The sequence below is a fragment of the Ferrovibrio sp. genome (genome assembly GCF_029255545.1).
Taxonomy (GTDB): Bacteria; Pseudomonadota; Alphaproteobacteria; order Ferrovibrionales; family Ferrovibrionaceae; genus Ferrovibrio.
The window spans coordinates 27,789-43,336 of sequence record NZ_JANLJJ010000115.1 but is presented as its reverse complement, the minus strand read 5'-3'; the positions used below and the strand labels follow the sequence as shown (position 1 = coordinate 43,336).

Genomic DNA, 15,548 nt, shown 5'->3' with positions numbered 1-15,548 from the left:
CCTTCTTGCGGTTCTGGGTGGTTTCATCCTGATGGCCGCTGCATCGATCACCGTGATCAGCGTTCTGGGTCGCTATTTTCTCAATACGCCGATCCCGGGCGATATCGAGATCGTGGCCCTGCTGATGGCGGCCGCTATCGCGCTGTTTTTGCCTTATTGCCAGCTGAGCAAGGGGAACGTCATCGTCGATGTCTTCACCGAGGCGGCGCCACCGGTGGTGAAGAAATGGCTCGATGTACTCGCCAGCCTTGGCGTCGCCGTGGTTGCCGCCGTCCTGGCCTGGCGCATGGGCATCGGTGGCATGGAGTTGCGGGTTGCCAATGATGAATCGATGGTGCTGCGCCTGCCGACCTGGATCGGCTTCATCGTCGTGGTGCCGTCCCTCGCCCTGCTGGCCATTTCCAGCCTGATTGCGGCCTGGCGCGATGCGACCGACGGTCATGCGGCCGATGTCGCGAAGGTGATGGAATGACAAGCCTCGGTATCGGCGTTCTGTTTATCGGCGTGATGATTGTTCTGATGGTGATCCGTGTCCCGATCGCCATTGCCATGATCCTGTCGGGTGCCGGCGGATATATCATGCTGTCCGGCTGGCTGCCGTTCCTCAATCGCCTCAAGACCGGCCCGTTCTTTACCCTGTCGTCGGAAAGTTTCTCGGTCATTCCGTTATTCCTGCTGATGGGCTATATCGCCTCTCGTGCCGGTATCAGTCGCGCGCTATTTGCGGGCGCCAATGCCTTCATCGGTCATGTTCGTGGCGGCCTTTCCATGGCGGCCATCGGCGGCTGCGCCATGTTTGGCGCGATCTGCGGCTCGTCGCTGGCCACGGCCGCCACCATGGGGCAGGTCGCGCTGCCGGAAATGAAGCGCTATGGCTATGCCGGCAGCCTGGCAACCGGCACCCTGGCGGCCGGGGGCACGCTCGGCATTCTGATCCCGCCATCGATACCGCTGATCGTCTATTGCATCCTGGCCGAGCAGAATATCGCCAAGCTGTTTTTTGCTGCCTTCCTGCCGGGTATCCTGGCGACCATTGGCTACATGATCGCGATTGCCATCTACGTGCGGATCAATCCCAAGGCGGGGCCGGCCGGTCCACGTTCAGACTGGAGTCAGAGGCTGCTGGTTCTGCGTGACCTGATCCCGATCCTGCTGCTGTTCGTGCTGGTGCTCGGTGGCATCTATTCCGGGGTCTTCACGCCTACCGAGGCGGCTGCCTTCGGTACGCTTGGCGCACTGCTGATCGCGGTGACCATGAATGGCCTGCGGCTCCATGGCCTGATCGAATGCCTGCGCGACACGGCGATCAGTACCGGCATGATTTTCATGATCCTGATCGGCGCCGATATCTTCAATTCCTTCATGGCGCTGAGTGGCGTGCCGCAGGAACTGGCCGATGCCATCGGTCGCAGCGGCCTGTCGCCGATGCTGGTCATGCTGATGATCCTGTTGGTCTACCTGGTGCTGGGCTGTCTGATGGATTCGCTCAGCATGATCCTTCTGACCCTGCCGATTTTCCTGCCGGCGGTGTTCGCGCTGGATTTCGGCCTGACGGCCGAGCAGACCGCAATCTGGTTCGGCATTCTGATCTTGATCGTGGTCGAGGTCGGCCTGATCACGCCGCCGGTCGGCATGAATGTTTTTGTCATTAACAAGCTGGCGCGCGACGTACCGATGCGGCACACTTTCCGCGGGGTGGTGCCGTTCCTGATCTCGGATGCGGTGCGCGTTGCCCTTCTGCTGATCTTCCCGGTCCTGACCTATGGATTGCTGGAGCTTGTGAAATGGTAGCTGACCGGGGCCTCTTCGCCCCCCTCTTTGCCGGTTCGGCCATCGCTGCCGTGTTTTCCGATCATGCCCATCTGCAGGGCATGTTGGATTTCGAGGCGGCGCTGGCCCGGGCCGAGGCGAAGACGGGTGTGATACCCCAGGCCGCCGTGGCAGCCATCGTTGCCGAATGCCGCGCCGAGGCTTACGACCAGGCCGCTCTGGCCGAAGCGGCTGCCAGGGCCGGCAATACGGCGATTCCCCTGATTAAGGCGCTGACCGCCCGTGTGGCCGAGAAAGATGGCGAGGCGGCGCGTTACGTGCATTGGGGCGCCACCAGTCAGGATGCCATGGATACCGGCCTGGTGCTGCAGCTGCGGCAGGCCGTGACCCTGATCGAGGCCGATCTGGCGCGCCTGTCGGCAGCACTGGCCGGTTTGGCGATGAACCACAGGCAGACCCCGATGGTTGGCCGCACCTGGCTGCAGCATGCCCTGCCGACCACCTTTGGCCTGAAGGCTGCCGGCTGGCTCGACGCCGTCGAGAGGCATCGCACCCGGCTGATGGAACTGAAGCCGCGCCTGCTGGTGCTGCAATTCGGCGGCGCCGCCGGCACGCTGGCGGCGCTGGATGACAGGGGCCTGCAGGTGGCGACGGCCCTGGCCGAGGATCTCAATCTCGGCCTGCCTGCCATGCCCTGGCATGGCGCGCGCGACCGCGTGGTAGAGCTGGCGACCATGCTGGCCCTGCTGACCGGCAGCCTGGGCAAGATGGCGCGCGACATCGCGCTGCTGATGCAGACCGATGTGGGCGAGGCTTTCGAGCCGGCCGGAGAGGGCCGTGGCGGCTCCTCGACCATGCCGCACAAGCGCAATCCGGTGACGGCGGCTGTCGTGCTCTCTGCCGCCACCCGGGTACCGCATCTGGCCGGCAGTCTGCTCAGCGGCATGGTGCAGGAACATGAGCGCGGGCTTGGCGGTTGGCATGCCGAATGGCAGGTGCTGCCAGAGCTGGTGCAACTGGCCGCCGGCGCCCTGACGCAGATGACCGGAACCATTGAAGGACTCGAGGTTGATGCTGCGCGCATGCGTGCCAATCTCGACATCACCGACGGCCTGATCATGGCCGAGGCGGTGACCATGGCTTTGGGTGCGAAGATCGGCCGTATGGCCGCGCACCAGCGCGTTGAAGCAGCATCAAAGCAGGCGGCGGCCGAGAAACGCCATCTGCGCGATGTGCTGGCCGAGGATGCCGTGGTGACCCAGCATCTGGGCGCTGAAACGCTGGCACAACTCTTCGACCCGCTTGGATATACAGGCGTGGCCCCAATGCTGGTGGATCGCGTTCTGGCGGCGCGGCGACAGTAGCAGACAACACAGGAGGCTTCATGCCGTTTATCGCCTGCGACGATGGCGTCGAACTGCATTACCGGCTGGACGGGGCGGAGACGGCGCCGGTGCTGGTGCTGTCCAATTCGCTTGGCACCGATCTGGGCATGTGGGAGCCGCAGATGCCGGCGCTCATTCAGCGGTATCGCGTGCTGCGTTACGATACCCGTGGCCACGGCCAGTCCGGCCTGCCACCGGCGTCGTATCAGGTCGACCGGCTCGGGCTGGATGTGCTGGCGCTGCTCGACAGCCTCGGCATTGCCAAGGCGATGTTCTGCGGCCTGTCGATGGGCGGCATGACCGGCATGTGGCTAGGTATCCATGCCCCGGCGCGGTTCAGCCGGCTGGTGTTGTGCAATACCGCAGCGAAAATCGGGACGCCGGAGGTCTGGAATACCCGCATCGCCACGGTGCGGGAAGGCGGCATGGCGGTCATTCTCAATGGCGTGATCCAGCGCTGGTTCACCGAGGATTTCGTCAGGCTGCATCCAGCTGCCGTGCAGCGAATCTCCGATATGCTGCTGGTTACCGCGCCCGAAGGCTATTGTGCCGCCTGCGCTGCGGTGCGTGACATGGATCAGCGGGAATCGATTGCTGCGATCCGACTTCCGACACTGGTGATCGCGGGCATACATGATCTGGCCACGCCGGCGCAGGAGGGTCGTTCCGTGGCGGATACCATCCCCGGCGCCCGCTATGCCGAGTTGCCGGCGGCCCATCTCTCCAATGTCGAGCGCGCCGAGGAATTCACCCAGCTGCTGACCGACTTTCTGGCCGGCTGACCAAGAGGAAACTGCAATGGATGACAAGGAACGCTATGGCGCGGGCATGACGGTGCGGCGCGCGGTACTGGGCGATGCCCATGTCGACCGCTCACTCACCAAGGTCAATGATTTCAACGGCGATTTCCAGAATTTCATCACCCGCTATGCCTGGGGCGAGATCTGGACCGATCCCACCCTGGATCGCAAGACGCGCAGTTGCATGGTGCTGTCGATGATGATCGCGCTTAATCGCGTTGACGAATTCAAGCTGCATGTGAAGGCCGCTTTCAACAACGGCTTGACCAAAAACGATATCCGCGCGGTGATCAAGCAGGCGGCCGTGTATTGCGGCGTGCCAGCGGGCAACAGCGCCACCCACTGGGCCGAAGAGGTTTTCGCCCAGATGGAAACAGACGGCTACAAATTCTGACAATAAAAAAGCGGCATCTTTCGATGCCGCTTTTTCTTTGAACGGGTGTACCGGTCAGTGCGCCGCGCTGCGCTGGCCGCGATTCTGGCCGCCGCCCTGCTGCGGCCGGCCGAACCGCTTGTTGCCGCCAGGCTTGCGGTTCTGCTGCGGCTGGCCCTGTTCGCTGCGATGGGGGGCGCCGCGATGGGCCTCGCCACGCTGGCCGTCATTGCGGCCGCCGCCATGGCTGTGGCCATGCGGGCGCTGCTGCTGATGCGACCGGGCCTCGCCTTTCGGTTCGGCGGCGGTGGCGGCTGCCAGTTTGGCGTCGCCACGCCGGTCGGTGAAGGGGATGCGCTGACGCGTCACTTTCTCGATGTCGCGCAGGTAGGCGCGTTCGTCCTGGGCGCAGAGCGAGATTGCCATGCCGTCCTTGCCGGCACGCGCGGTGCGGCCGATGCGGTGCACGTAGCTTTCCGGCACGTTCGGCAGCTCGAAATTCAGCACATGGCTGACGCCAGTGACATCGATGCCGCGCGCGGCGATGTCGGTGGCGACCAGGACACGCACGCGGCCAGCCTTGAAATCGGCGAGGGCGCGCTCACGCTGGCTCTGCGACTTGTTGCCATGAATGGCGCTGGCCGGCACGCCGCCACCGGTCAGATGGCGGGCAACGCGGTCGGCGCCATGCTTGGTGCGGGTGAAAACCAGGGCGCGGGTGATGGCGGGATCGGCCATGATTTCGGCGAGCAGTGCGCGCTTGCGCTCGGCCTCGACGAAGATCACCTGCTGGTCGATGCGTTCGACCGTGGTGGCGGCCGGGGTGACCTCGACGCGCACGGGGTCTTTCAGGAAGCCGGCGGCGAGTTGGCCAATGCTCTGCGGCATGGTGGCCGAGAAGAACAGGCTCTGGCGCTGCTTGGGCAGTGCCTGCGAGATGCGCTTGATGGCATGCACGAAGCCGAGGTCGAGCATCTGGTCGGCCTCGTCCAGCACTACGGTCTCGACCGCATCGAGACGCAGGTTGCCCTGCTGCATATGGTCGATCAGGCGGCCTGGCGTGGCGACGAGGACATCGACGCCGCGGGCCAGGGCCTGTACCTGCGGGTTCATGCCGACACCGCCGAAGACGGTGACGACCGAGAGTTTCATCTCGCGGCCATAGGCGCGGAATTTGTCGGCGATCTGGGACGCCAGCTCACGGGTCGGGCTGAGGATCAGCGCGCGGCAGGTCTTAGGTGCCGGGCGCCGATTGCCGGCGGCCAGGCGATGCAGGATCGGCAGGGCGAAGGCAGCGGTCTTGCCGGTGCCGGTCTGGGCGATGCCAAGCAGGTCTCGGCCGGCGAGAACCGGCGGGATGGCCTGAGCCTGAATCGGAGTCGGCTGGGTGTATTTGCCCGCAATGAGAGCGTTGAGCAGGGCCTGGTCGAGGCCGAGATCGGTAAAACTGGTCAAAATGGAATCCTTAAGGGTAAGCGCACGACGGCGCCAGGCGGGTTCGCCTGCAGCGCGACGGTCGGACGCGGGTCCGGTAAAAACGTCCCCGCGTGACCTGGGTCGTGAATGGGAGTGCGAGGCGTCGGGCAGGACGAAAGAGCAGGTTTACGCTCTCCGCTCACGCGGCCACGACGCGAATGCCATCGAAACGGCAGGCGGTATATGGGCCTTATACGGTCCAAGGTCAAGGGAAATAACCGATTACCCTCAAAAGCCGTACAATTCCGCAGGGTTGTCGGTGAAGATGCGCTGGCGATCGGCGGCATCCGGCGCCCAATCCAGCATCAGGTCAAGCAGGATGGCCTCGTCGGGATAGCCGAATTTGGCCGCTTGGGCATGCGGGAAGTTGCTGGCCCAGATCATGCGTTGTGGCGCCTGTCTGACCAGCGCCTTCGCCAGCATGCCGACATCCTCATATTTCGGCTTGCCGGTTTTCGAGGTTTCGTAGGCGGCGGCCAGTTTGACCCAGACATTGCCGCTATCGACCAGGCGCTGCAGGCACTGGAAAGAGGGGTGTGCCACCGGCACCGGCTCAAGGAACTTGCCGATATGGTCGATCACCACCTTGCAGGGCAGGCGGCGGATCATCGCTTCATGCTGTGGCAGGTCGCGGCCATCGAGTTGCAGCAGCAGGTGCCAGCCGAACGGCGCCACGCGGGCGGCCATCTCCTCGGCCACATCCAGCCCGAGCGTGCCACCCAGCAGCGCCATGATGCGCAGGCCGCGTGCTCCGGCTTTGGTCAGCCGCTCCAGCTCGGCATCCGTCACGCCGGGCTTTACCACCACCACGGCGCGGGCGATGTCGCCCAGCTCGGCAGTAGCGGCCATGGTCAGGCGGTTGTCATCGCCATAGGCATTCGGCTGCACGACGACGGCGCGTTCGATACCCAGCCAGGCCATCACATGGCGGTAATCGGCCACCGAGGCATCCGGCGGCGTCGGCGTGCCGGGCAAGGCCGTGTAGCGGCTGTCGTAGAAATGAATATGGGTGTCGCAGGCACCCTTGGGCATCTGCAATTTCGGCTTGGGGCCGGTAAGGATGCGGGTATAGCTCATAACTGGCTCCAGCGGTCAGGCAACACGGTAGCGGGTCAGCATGTCTTCGTCGGGTGTGAAACCGATACCGGGCGTATCGGGGATGACGATGCGGCCCTGCTGCGGCAGCGGGATGTCATGCCCGCAGAAGGCCTCGGGCTGCACATAGAGGAACTCGAACAGTCCGACGTCATCCAGATGCGCCGCCAGCTGCAAAGTGGCCCAGTAGCCGGGGCCGAAATAGGGCGAATGCGGCATCAGGGTTTTGCGGCCGGCCCGGGCCAGTTTTGCTACGGCGAGGAATTCGCTCACGCCGCCAACCTTGGTCACGCTGGGCTGCGGGTAATCCAGCGCGGCGATCAGGCGCCGGAATTCCATCGCGGTGCAGGCATTCTCGCCAGCCGAGAGCGGCACGCCAAAGCGACGGCGCAGGGTGGCCAGCGTTTCGTAATCCTCCGGCGGGAAGATCGGCTCCTCGACCCAGAACAGGTCGAGATCCTTCATCTTTGGCAGCAGGTCTTCGGCTTCCGCCATGCTCCAGCCGCAATTCACGTCGGTGGTGATGCGGATATGTGGACCGGCAGCATTACGCGCCGCCGCGATCACCTCGTAGGCGATTTCGTGCAGCTTGACGTCGCTATAGCCTTCCGCCACTGCTTTCTGCGTCATGGCCGCGATCGCGTCCGGCCCGCCATAGCGCACCAGGCTGGCATAGGCGGGCACATGGTTCCGCTGCCGGCCGAGCAGGGTCGACAGGCTCTTGCCGGCCCGTTTGGCGGCGATATCCCACAGCGCGATATCCAGACCGGAAAGCGCAAAAATGGTGATGCCGTAACGCCCCCAGATATGCAGCTCCTTCTGCAGGTCGCGGCTTAAGGCCGGGATATCGGCCGTGTCGCGGCCAATGGCCAGCGGCGCCACCATGTCCAGGACGGCGGCGCGCACCGCCGAGGCGCAGCTGTAGGCAAAAGCCTCCCCCCAGCCGACCACGCCGTCCTCGGTCTCGACCCGCAGCAGCAGGGTATCGAACTCGGTCCAGCCGCGCCGCTTCGCCCGCGGCCCGGCATAGAGATCGCCGAAGGGGATTTTCAGCGTGATGGTCTCGATGCTTTTGATCCGCATCCTTACAGCCGTTTCTTCAGGGCCTCGAAATCGCCGTCGAATTCCTGGCTGCAGAACGGGCTGCCACCCTGGAAATGATCGCCAATCGCGTCCTTGGGCAGTTTTTTCTGCGCTTCCAGCGCCGCGGCGGCGAAAACCTCGGATTGGCCCGCTGGCCGATAGCCGAGTCTCAGCGCATTGGCATTGTCCCACCAGGCCCGCTTGTTGTCCGACATGCCGTAGACGACTTCGTAAACCAGATCGGGCTTCTCCAGGCCGATGCGGATCAGCTGCACCAGATCATCGGGTTTCAGCCAGATCGCCAGCCGTCGTTCGTCGATCGGCTCGTCGCCGAAATTGCCGATGCGGATACTGAGTACGCCCATGCCATGCTTGTGGGCATAAAGCGCGCCGACGCCCTCGCCAAACAGCTTGCTCAGGCCATAGCGGGTATCGGGTTTCGGCACCGCCTCGATCCCGATTTTGTGGCTGCGCGGATGGAACCCCATCACGTGGTTGGACGAAGCGAAGACCACGCGCTTCACGCCCTTGCGATGCGCCGCCTCGAACAGGTTGTAGGTGCCGATGATGTTGGCGCTGAGGATCGTCTCCCATGGCCCTTCCACCGAGAATCCGCCGAGATGCACGATGCCATCGACGCCTTGGCAGATTCTCTCCACCTCGGTCATATCGGCCAGGTCGGCCTGGATGAAAGTCTCGTCGGCGTGCAGATCGGCCGGCATCCTGATGTCGCTCAGGATCAGCTCGGGATAGAGCGGTTTCAGCAACTGGCGCAGGCGGCTGCCGACGCCACCGCATGCTCCGGTCAGCAGGACGCGTTTCATGCCGGCCTCCCTTATTGCGACCCCATTCTGTCGATCAGCGCCTTGAGCATGGCATGCTCCTCCTCGCTGCAATCCACCAGCGGGGTGCGGACCGGACCAGCATCATAGCCGACCAGGCGGGCGCCCGCTTTAATGATACTAACGGCATAGCCCGGCCGGCGGTTTCGGATCAGCGAGTAGGGCATGAAAAATTCATCGAGAATCCTGGTCGCCGTCGCGCTGTCATCGCTGGCGATGGCGCGATAGAAATCCATTGCGGTTTTCGGGATGAAATTGAACACGGCCGAGGAATAAACCGGGACGCCCATGGCCTTGTAGGGCGCGGCGAAGAATTCGGCCGTTGGCAGGCCGCCGAGATAGGCCAGGCGATCTCCCATCTTGCGGCGCACCGCCACCATAAGCTCCAGGTCGCCGATGCCATCCTTGAAGCCGATCAGGTTCGGGCATTGTTCGGCCAGCCGGGCCAGCGCGTCAGGCCCCAGCCGGCAGATGCCACGGTTGTAGACGATGGCGCCGATCTTCACCGATTTGCAGATGGCGGCGATATGCCGGCAGATGCCCTCCTGGTCGGTCTCCACCAGGTAATGCGGCATGATGAGCAGGCCGGCGGCGCCGAGTTTTTCCGCTTCCTGGGCATAGGCGATGGCCTGTCGGGTGCCATAGCCAGTGCCGGCCAGGATCGGCACCTTGCCCTTGCAGGTCTCGACGGCGGTCCTGATCACGTCGCTGTACTCGCCGGGCGCCAGAGAAAAGAACTCGCCAGTGCCGCCCGCGGCGAACAGGGCGCTGGCGCCATAAGGCATCAGCCATTCCAGGCGGCGACGATAGCCTTTCGGCTCGAAATCACCGGCGGCATTGAAATCGGTCACCGGAAAGGACAGCAGGCCGCTGGAAATCACGGCCTTCAGGGTATTGGGATCCATTCTTCTCTCACCTTTAACGGAGTGGTGCTGGTCAGGCGCCGCTGGCGGTAGATTGCTCCATCGCCTTGCGCAGGCGTTCGCGGCTGTTGCTCAGGTGCAGGCGCATCGCGGAGCGAGCGGCGTCGCTGTCCTGCCGCAGGATGGCTTGGTAGATGTCCTCGTGTTCGCGGTTGACGCGGCGCAGGTATTCGCTGCGGTCGTCGGCAAAAAAACGGAAGGTCTGCACCCGGGCACGCGGGATCATCAGGGCGCCCAGATAGCTGAACAGGTGGGTGAAATGCATGTTGCCGGTGGCTTCAGCGATGGTCTGGTGGAAATCCAGGTCGGGCGCAACGGCATCCTCGGCTGCCTCGATGGCGGCTTCCATCTGGTCCAGCGCCTTGCGCATCGCCGTTACGTGTTCGGGTTTGCGCCGTTGCGCCGCCAGGGCGGCGGCCTCGGCTTCCAGGCCGATGCGCAGTTCCAGCACGTTGATCACTTCCTTGATCAGATCGAGGCTGGTTTCGTCGATCCGGAAGGGCTGGGCGCTGGCGCCCGGCTGCACGAAAGCGCCCACACCCTGCTGGGTGGCGACCAGGCCGGCGGCGCGCAGGCTCGAAATCGCCTCGCGCACCACCGTGCGGCTGACCCCAAACTCCTCGATCAGTTCCTGTTCGCTGGGCAGCTTGTCGCCGGGCTTGAGGCTGCCCTTGGCCACGCGCTCTGTCAGTGTCCTGACAAGCTGGGACGTCAGTGTCTCGCGTCGGCGCAGAGCCGTCACCGGTTGGCCTCCTGGTTTATGGCCGGCATGCCGGCTGAGGAATGATTGTGAGGATTAGCATTCTTTATCTTGTATGACAACTGATAGGTATGACTCTGACCGGAGAAGGGCGAGGAGTGCGAGGCTATGGGCTGTTTTTTATATTAAGTATTTGAATATTATCATAAGTATTGTAATTTTCAGACTCTGGCGCAAAATTCACCAAAACCCTCCTGAAGGAGGATTGACTCAAAAATCCCTCCATGTTGTATGATGTCACGACGACTAAGCCATGTCGTGCAATCGGCCGGGGCCCATAAAACGCCCTGCACCAAGGGAGGAAAACATGAAGTCCAGCACAGCTATGCGCGCTCTGTTCGGCGCGGCCGTCGCGGTGGCGCTTTCGGGTGCGGCGACGGCGAAGGAATTCCGTTCAGCGGATGTCCATCCGATGGATTACCCCACCGTGCAGGCCGTGGCCTATATGGGCAAGCTGATCAATGAGCGCACCGGCGGCAAGCATTCGGTGAAGGTGTTTGGCCAGAGTTCGCTCGGCTCGGAGAAGGACACCATCGAGCAGACCAAGCTCGGCGCCCTCGACATGGTGCGGGTCAACATTTCGCCATTCAACAATATCGTGCCGGAAACCATCGTTCCGGCGCTGCCCTTCGTGTTCAAATCAAAAGATCACATGCGCCGCGTGCTGGATGGTCCGATCGGCGAGGAGATCCTGAAGTCGCTGGAGTCGCAGGGTTTCGTCGGCCTGGCTTTCTACGACAGCGGTTCGCGCAGCTTCTATACTACCAAGAAGCCGATCAAATCGGTTGCCGACATGAAGGGCATGAAGATCCGCGTGCAGCAATCCGACATGTGGGTGGCGATGATGCAGGCGCTCGGCGCCAATGCCACGCCGCTGCCCTATGCCGAGGTTTACACCGCGCTGAAGACCGGCGTGGTTGACGGCGCGGAGAATAACTGGCCGTCCTACGACAGTTCACGCCACTATGAAGTGGCCAAAATGTACAGCCAGACCGAACATTCGATGGCGCCGGAACTGCTGGTCTTCTCCAAGCGGGTCTGGGACGGCCTATCGAAGGACGAACAGGATGTCATCCGCAAGGCAGCCAAGGAATCGGTGCCTTACATGCGCAAGCTCTGGGACGAGCGCGAGGCGGCCTCGCGCAAGACGGTGGAAGCCGGCGGTTCGCAGATCATCAGCGACCTCGACAAGAAGTCGTTCCAGGATGCCATGCAGCCGGTCTACGCCAAGTTTGCCGGCGATGCCAAGCTGCAGGCGCTGGTCAAGCGTATCCAGAGCACCAACTGAACGCACCGTTGGTCTGGTAACGTCAAACACCGGGAGTATCCATGCTGCGCTGGCTTAGCCCCATCAACGCCTGGATCTCCCGGCTTTGCATGTATCTGGCCGTCATCGGCCTTCTGAGCATCGTCGTCGTTGTGGCCTATCAGGTGTTCGGCCGCTATGTGCTGAATGACACGCCGACCTGGGCCGAGAGCCTGGCGCTGGTGCTGGTGCTCTATGTCACCATGTTCGGTGCCGCCGTCGGCGTCCGCGATGCCGGCCATATCGGCCTTGAATCCGTGCTGGTCATGGTTCTGCCCGAACGGCATCGCATCTGGGTCGAGATTCTGATTCATCTGCTGGTGGCCTGCTTCGGCCTGGTGATGGGCTGGAATGCCTGGCTGCTGGCCGAGTCCGTTATGGCCTACAAGATCCCTATCCTCGGCCTGTCTGAAGGGTTCAATCATCTGCCGCTGTCGATCGCCGGTGGCCTGATCGGCCTATTCTCGCTTGAGCATATTCTCGCCCTGATCGCGGGCGAAGAGGTCCGTCCCTCATGGCATTGATCATCCTGGCCGCCAGTTTCTTCGGCTTCCTCGTCCTGGGCGTGCCAGTCGCTTTCTCGATCGGCCTGTCCGCCGTAGCCACCATCCTCTATGAGGGCCTGCCGCTCGCCGTGGTGTTCCAGCGCATGACGGCCGGCATGAACATCTTCTCCTTCCTGGCGATCCCCTTCTTCATCTTCGCCGGCGAACTGATGCTCTATGGCGGCGTCGCCGACCGCATCGTGCAGTTCGCCAAGAACCTGATCGGCCATATCCGCGGCGGGTTGGGCATGTCGAATGTTGTCGCCTGCACGCTGTTCGGCGGTGTATCCGGCTCGCCGGTCGCCGATGTTTCGGCGATGGGCGCGGTGATGATCCCGATGATGAAGAAGGAGGGTTACGACGCCGACTACGCCGTCAACGTCACCACCCATGCCTCTCTGGTTGGCGCGCTGATGCCGACCAGCCACAACATGATCATCTATTCGCTGGCCGCCGGCGGCAAGGTCTCGATCGCCGCCCTGATCCTGGCCGGCATGATCCCGGCCGTGCTGCTCACCATCTGCATGCTGGTCGCCGCCTATCTGGTGGCAATCCGGCGCGGCTATCCGGCCGGCGTGTTTCCCGGCTGGCATACCGTGCTGCGTTCGGCGGCGGCCGCCATTCCCGGCCTGTTCGTGGTCGTCATCATCATCACCGGCATCCTGTCCGGTGTTTTCACCGCCACCGAATCAGCCGCCATCGCGGTGATCTATGCGATCCTGCTGGCGACTTTGCTCTACCGCTCGCTGAAATGGGAGCACCTGATCAAGGCCGCTGCCAAGGCGGTCAAGACCACCGGCATCGTGCTGCTGCTGATCGGCGTGTCCAATACCTTTGGCTATCTGATCAGCCTGTACAGCGTGGCCGACCTGACCGGTCAGGCGCTGAGCAGCATAACCTCCTCGCCATGGCTGATCTTCCTGCTGGTCAATGTCATCCTGTTCGTGCTCGGCACCTTCCTGGATATGGCGGCGACCATCCTGATCTGCACGCCGATCTTCCTGCCGATCTGCATGCAGTATGGCATGGGGCCGGTGCAGTTCGGCATGCTGATGCTGATCAACTGCGCTCTGGGCCTGAACACGCCGCCGGTCGGCACCACGCAGTTCGTTGGCTGCGCCATTGGCGGGGTCTCGATCGGCACGGTGATGCGCACGATCTGGCCGTTTTACGGCGCCCTGATCGCGGCCCTGTTCCTGGTCACCTACGTGCCGGCCTTTTCGCAGTTCCTTCCGGATTATTTCCTCGGCCATCACTGACCCCGAAAGAGGGTTGGGCCGGCAGGCATCCTCCGCTAGTCTGGTGGCGGAGGTGCCGCCATGCCCGAAGCTGTCGATCTTGTCATCACGCCGCGCAGCCGCGATCTCGGCGAGGGTTTCATGGTGCGGCGTATCCTGCCCTATGCAAAACGGCGGCATGTCGGGCCCTTCGTCTTCCTCGATCACATGGGGCCGGCCGATTTTGCGCCGGGCCACGGCCTCGACGTGCGGCCGCATCCGCATATCGGGCTGGCTACCGTCACCTACCTGTTCGAGGGCGAGATCATGCATCGCGACAGCCTGGGCGTGGTGCAGCCGATCCGGCCCGGCGATGTCAACTGGATGGTGGCCGGGCGGGGTATCGTGCATTCCGAACGAACGCGGGATGAATTGCGCCGCAGCGGCACCGCCCTGCACGGCATCCAGTCCTGGCTGGCGCTGCCGCAGAGTCATGAGGAAACCGCCCCAGATTTTCGCCATCACCCGGCTGCCAGCCTGCCTGAGATCGAGCGGCCTGGCGTGCGCCTGCGCCTGATCGCCGGCGCGGCGTTCGGTGCCGCGTCGCCCGTGCAGACTTTCGCGCCAATGTTCTATCTCGATGTCGTCCTGGACGATGAAGCTGTGCTGCCGCTGCCCGAGGAATACGAGGAACGCGCCGTCTATGTGGCCATTGGCATGGTGACGCTGGATGGCGAGCGCTATGAGGCCGGCAATATGCTGGTTCTGCGGCCAGGCAGCCATCCGCAGATCACGGCCCAGGGGCCGGCGCGTCTGATGCTGCTGGGCGGCGCGCCGCTGGATGGTGAGCGGCATTTGTGGTGGAATTTCGTCTCGTCATCGAAAGAGCGGATCGAGCAGGCCAAGACCGATTGGCGCGCTGGCCGTTTCGCCATGGTGCCTGGCGATCCCGAATTCATTCCCTTGCCGGAGGCCTGAGACATGGCCAGGGCGAAGGACAACGGCGAATATCGCGCGGCTTTGCGCAAGCTTCAGATCGAGCTGGTCAAGCTGCAGCGGCATCTGATCCGGCATGAGGAAAAGGTGCTGGTGGTGCTGGAGGGCCGCGACGGCGCCGGCAAGGACAGTACGATCAAGGCGATCACCGAGCATATGAGCCCGCGCGAAACCCGCGTGGTCGCCTTGGGCAAGCCATCCGACCGCGAGCGCAGCCAGTGGTATTTCCAGCGTTACGTGCCGCACCTGCCGGCAGGTGGCGAAATCGTGCTGTTCAACAGAAGCTGGTACAACCGTGCCGGTGTTGAGCGGGTGATGGGTTTCTGCAGCAAGCAGGATTGCGAGGATTTCCTGGATACGGTGCCGATTTTCGAGCACCTGCTGGTGCGTTCGGGTGTCCGCCTGTTCAAATTTTATCTCGATATCGACAAGGACGAGCAGAAGGAGCGCCTGAAGTCCCGGCGCGAGGACCCGCTGAAGCAATGGAAGATCAGCCCGATCGATAATGCGGCGCTGAAACACTGGAAGGATTACAGCCGGGCTCGTGATGTGATGCTGTCCCGTACCAGCAGCGCCGTGGCGCCCTGGACGATCGTGCGGGCCAATCACAAGCCAACGGCAAGGCTGAACCTGATCCGGGACCTGCTTGGGCGGCTGGATTATGCCGACAAGGCCAGGCCGAAACAGATCGCGCCGAACCGCAGCATTGTTTTCCCCTTCGACCTGGATGCCTTACGCGACGGCCGCCTGTCGGCTTAAGTCTTCGCCACCCAGCGATCACCAAGTTTCCGGTAACGCCGTTTCACGGCCGCCCAGGCGATACGGTGCGCAATGGCTTCACGCTCTGCGTCGTCTCCGTGATCCTGCCAGGCATGATTGAAGGCGGCACGGAAGATATCCTGTGCATGCTCCGGCAGTCGTTCGCGCAGGCTGGCCGGCAGGTCGGCGTTGCTGGCGTAAGGCATGCCGTTTGGCCC

The 15,548-nt window shown here is 63.2% G+C and carries 17 protein-coding genes; 10 read left to right on the top strand and 7 right to left on the bottom strand.

Annotation, left to right across the window (positions count from 1 at the left end; genetic code table 11):
- Positions 1-31 precede the first annotated feature (31 nt).
- From Q1J79_RS20625 to pcaC, 5 genes are read left to right on the top strand one after another with little or no spacing between them, the layout of a single operon-like run.
- Positions 32-472 (top strand): TRAP transporter small permease, encoded by a 441-nt coding sequence (locus Q1J79_RS20625; RefSeq protein WP_300304538.1) that lies wholly within the window; start codon positions 32-34, stop codon positions 470-472.
- A complete protein-coding gene (locus Q1J79_RS20620; RefSeq protein WP_300304535.1) occupies positions 469-1,791 on the top strand; it encodes a TRAP transporter large permease in 1,323 nt (440 codons plus the stop codon). Before Q1J79_RS20625 ends, Q1J79_RS20620 begins: the two co-directional genes overlap by 4 nt.
- Entirely contained in the window at positions 1,785-3,134 is a 1,350-nt protein-coding gene (locus Q1J79_RS20615) for a 3-carboxy-cis,cis-muconate cycloisomerase (protein WP_300304532.1), read from the top strand. The genes Q1J79_RS20620 and Q1J79_RS20615 overlap by 7 nt, the downstream gene beginning before the upstream one ends.
- Positions 3,135-3,154: 20 nt before the next feature.
- Positions 3,155-3,937, top strand: a complete 783-nt coding sequence (pcaD, locus tag Q1J79_RS20610; protein ID WP_300304529.1) for a 3-oxoadipate enol-lactonase — start codon at positions 3,155-3,157, stop codon at positions 3,935-3,937.
- Positions 3,938-3,953: 16 nt separating this feature from the next.
- Entirely contained in the window at positions 3,954-4,349 is a 396-nt protein-coding gene (pcaC, locus tag Q1J79_RS20605) for a 4-carboxymuconolactone decarboxylase (RefSeq protein WP_300304526.1), read from the top strand.
- A 54-nt stretch (positions 4,350-4,403) separates the two neighbouring features.
- Here the strand turns inward: pcaC and Q1J79_RS20600 are convergent, their stop codons facing one another.
- The 6 genes from Q1J79_RS20600 to Q1J79_RS20575 form a co-directional block, all read right to left on the bottom strand.
- The gene (locus Q1J79_RS20600) at positions 4,404-5,783 is read right to left on the bottom strand and encodes a DEAD/DEAH box helicase (protein ID WP_300304523.1); all 1,380 of its coding nucleotides are present in this window, start codon (positions 5,781-5,783) and stop codon (positions 4,404-4,406) included.
- Between the two features lie 249 nt (positions 5,784-6,032).
- Complete coding sequence (locus Q1J79_RS20595; protein WP_300304520.1) at positions 6,033-6,881, bottom strand: amidohydrolase family protein; 849 nt, start codon at positions 6,879-6,881, stop codon at positions 6,033-6,035.
- Positions 6,882-6,896: 15 nt separating this feature from the next.
- A complete protein-coding gene (locus tag Q1J79_RS20590) occupies positions 6,897-7,982 on the bottom strand; it encodes a mandelate racemase/muconate lactonizing enzyme family protein (protein ID WP_300304517.1) in 1,086 nt (361 codons plus the stop codon).
- A gap of 2 nt (positions 7,983-7,984) precedes the next feature.
- Positions 7,985-8,806: an NAD(P)-dependent oxidoreductase gene (locus Q1J79_RS20585; RefSeq protein ID WP_300304514.1), complete on the bottom strand. Its 822-nt coding sequence runs from the start codon at positions 8,804-8,806 to the stop codon at positions 7,985-7,987.
- Positions 8,807-8,817: 11 nt separating this feature from the next.
- A complete protein-coding gene (gene kdgD, locus Q1J79_RS20580; protein WP_300304511.1) occupies positions 8,818-9,729 on the bottom strand; it encodes a 5-dehydro-4-deoxyglucarate dehydratase in 912 nt (303 codons plus the stop codon).
- Positions 9,730-9,760: 31 nt separating this feature from the next.
- Positions 9,761-10,489 carry a FadR/GntR family transcriptional regulator gene (locus tag Q1J79_RS20575; RefSeq protein WP_300304508.1) on the bottom strand — a complete coding sequence of 243 codons (729 nt, stop codon included), beginning with the start codon at positions 10,487-10,489 and terminating at the stop codon, positions 9,761-9,763.
- 325 nt (positions 10,490-10,814) lie between these two features.
- On the opposite strand from Q1J79_RS20575, the gene Q1J79_RS20570 reads away from it, so the two are divergent.
- Genes Q1J79_RS20570 through ppk2 form a run of 5 tightly spaced genes read left to right on the top strand, consistent with a single transcriptional unit; the run spans position 10,815 to position 15,330 of the window.
- Positions 10,815-11,795 (top strand): TRAP transporter substrate-binding protein, encoded by a 981-nt coding sequence (locus Q1J79_RS20570; protein WP_300304505.1) that lies wholly within the window; start codon positions 10,815-10,817, stop codon positions 11,793-11,795.
- 41 nt (positions 11,796-11,836) lie between these two features.
- Positions 11,837-12,337, top strand: coding sequence for a TRAP transporter small permease (locus Q1J79_RS20565; RefSeq protein ID WP_300304502.1), 501 nt, complete (start codon positions 11,837-11,839; stop codon positions 12,335-12,337).
- Positions 12,328-13,617 (top strand): TRAP transporter large permease, encoded by a 1,290-nt coding sequence (locus Q1J79_RS20560; protein WP_300304499.1) that lies wholly within the window; start codon positions 12,328-12,330, stop codon positions 13,615-13,617. The genes Q1J79_RS20565 and Q1J79_RS20560 overlap by 10 nt, the downstream gene beginning before the upstream one ends.
- Before the next feature lie 60 nt (positions 13,618-13,677).
- On the top strand, positions 13,678-14,553 hold the full coding sequence (locus Q1J79_RS20555) for a pirin family protein (RefSeq protein ID WP_300304496.1): 876 nt from the start codon (positions 13,678-13,680) through the stop codon (positions 14,551-14,553).
- A gap of 3 nt (positions 14,554-14,556) precedes the next feature.
- Positions 14,557-15,330 carry a polyphosphate kinase 2 gene (gene ppk2, locus Q1J79_RS20550; RefSeq protein ID WP_300304493.1) on the top strand — a complete coding sequence of 258 codons (774 nt, stop codon included), beginning with the start codon at positions 14,557-14,559 and terminating at the stop codon, positions 15,328-15,330.
- On the opposite strand, the gene Q1J79_RS20545 is transcribed toward ppk2, so the two are convergent.
- Positions 15,327-15,536, bottom strand: a complete 210-nt coding sequence (locus Q1J79_RS20545) for a ChaB family protein (protein WP_300304490.1) — start codon at positions 15,534-15,536, stop codon at positions 15,327-15,329. The genes ppk2 and Q1J79_RS20545 overlap by 4 nt on opposite strands.
- Between the last annotated feature and the right edge of the window lie 12 nt (positions 15,537-15,548).

Excerpts from the sequence above, each read along its gene's own strand:
- Q1J79_RS20625 (WP_300304538.1), top strand. The coding sequence starts at position 32 with ATGGCCGCTGCATCGATCACCGTGATCAGCGTTCTGGGTCGCTATTTT.
- Q1J79_RS20620 (WP_300304535.1), top strand. The coding sequence starts at position 469 with ATGACAAGCCTCGGTATCGGCGTTCTGTTTATCGGCGTGATGATTGTT.
- Q1J79_RS20615 (WP_300304532.1), top strand. The coding sequence starts at position 1,785 with ATGGTAGCTGACCGGGGCCTCTTCGCCCCCCTCTTTGCCGGTTCGGCC.
- pcaD (WP_300304529.1), top strand. The coding sequence starts at position 3,155 with ATGCCGTTTATCGCCTGCGACGATGGCGTCGAACTGCATTACCGGCTG.
- pcaC (WP_300304526.1), top strand. The coding sequence starts at position 3,954 with ATGGATGACAAGGAACGCTATGGCGCGGGCATGACGGTGCGGCGCGCG.
- Q1J79_RS20595 (WP_300304520.1), bottom strand. The coding sequence starts at position 6,881 with ATGAGCTATACCCGCATCCTTACCGGCCCCAAGCCGAAATTGCAGATG.
- Q1J79_RS20590 (WP_300304517.1), bottom strand. The coding sequence starts at position 7,982 with ATGCGGATCAAAAGCATCGAGACCATCACGCTGAAAATCCCCTTCGGC.
- Q1J79_RS20585 (WP_300304514.1), bottom strand. The coding sequence starts at position 8,806 with ATGAAACGCGTCCTGCTGACCGGAGCATGCGGTGGCGTCGGCAGCCGC.
- kdgD (WP_300304511.1), bottom strand. The coding sequence starts at position 9,729 with ATGGATCCCAATACCCTGAAGGCCGTGATTTCCAGCGGCCTGCTGTCC.
- Q1J79_RS20570 (WP_300304505.1), top strand. The coding sequence starts at position 10,815 with ATGAAGTCCAGCACAGCTATGCGCGCTCTGTTCGGCGCGGCCGTCGCG.
- Q1J79_RS20565 (WP_300304502.1), top strand. The coding sequence starts at position 11,837 with ATGCTGCGCTGGCTTAGCCCCATCAACGCCTGGATCTCCCGGCTTTGC.
- Q1J79_RS20560 (WP_300304499.1), top strand. The coding sequence starts at position 12,328 with ATGGCATTGATCATCCTGGCCGCCAGTTTCTTCGGCTTCCTCGTCCTG.
- Q1J79_RS20555 (WP_300304496.1), top strand. The coding sequence starts at position 13,678 with ATGCCCGAAGCTGTCGATCTTGTCATCACGCCGCGCAGCCGCGATCTC.
- ppk2 (WP_300304493.1), top strand. The coding sequence starts at position 14,557 with ATGGCCAGGGCGAAGGACAACGGCGAATATCGCGCGGCTTTGCGCAAG.
- Q1J79_RS20545 (WP_300304490.1), bottom strand. The coding sequence starts at position 15,536 with ATGCCTTACGCCAGCAACGCCGACCTGCCGGCCAGCCTGCGCGAACGA.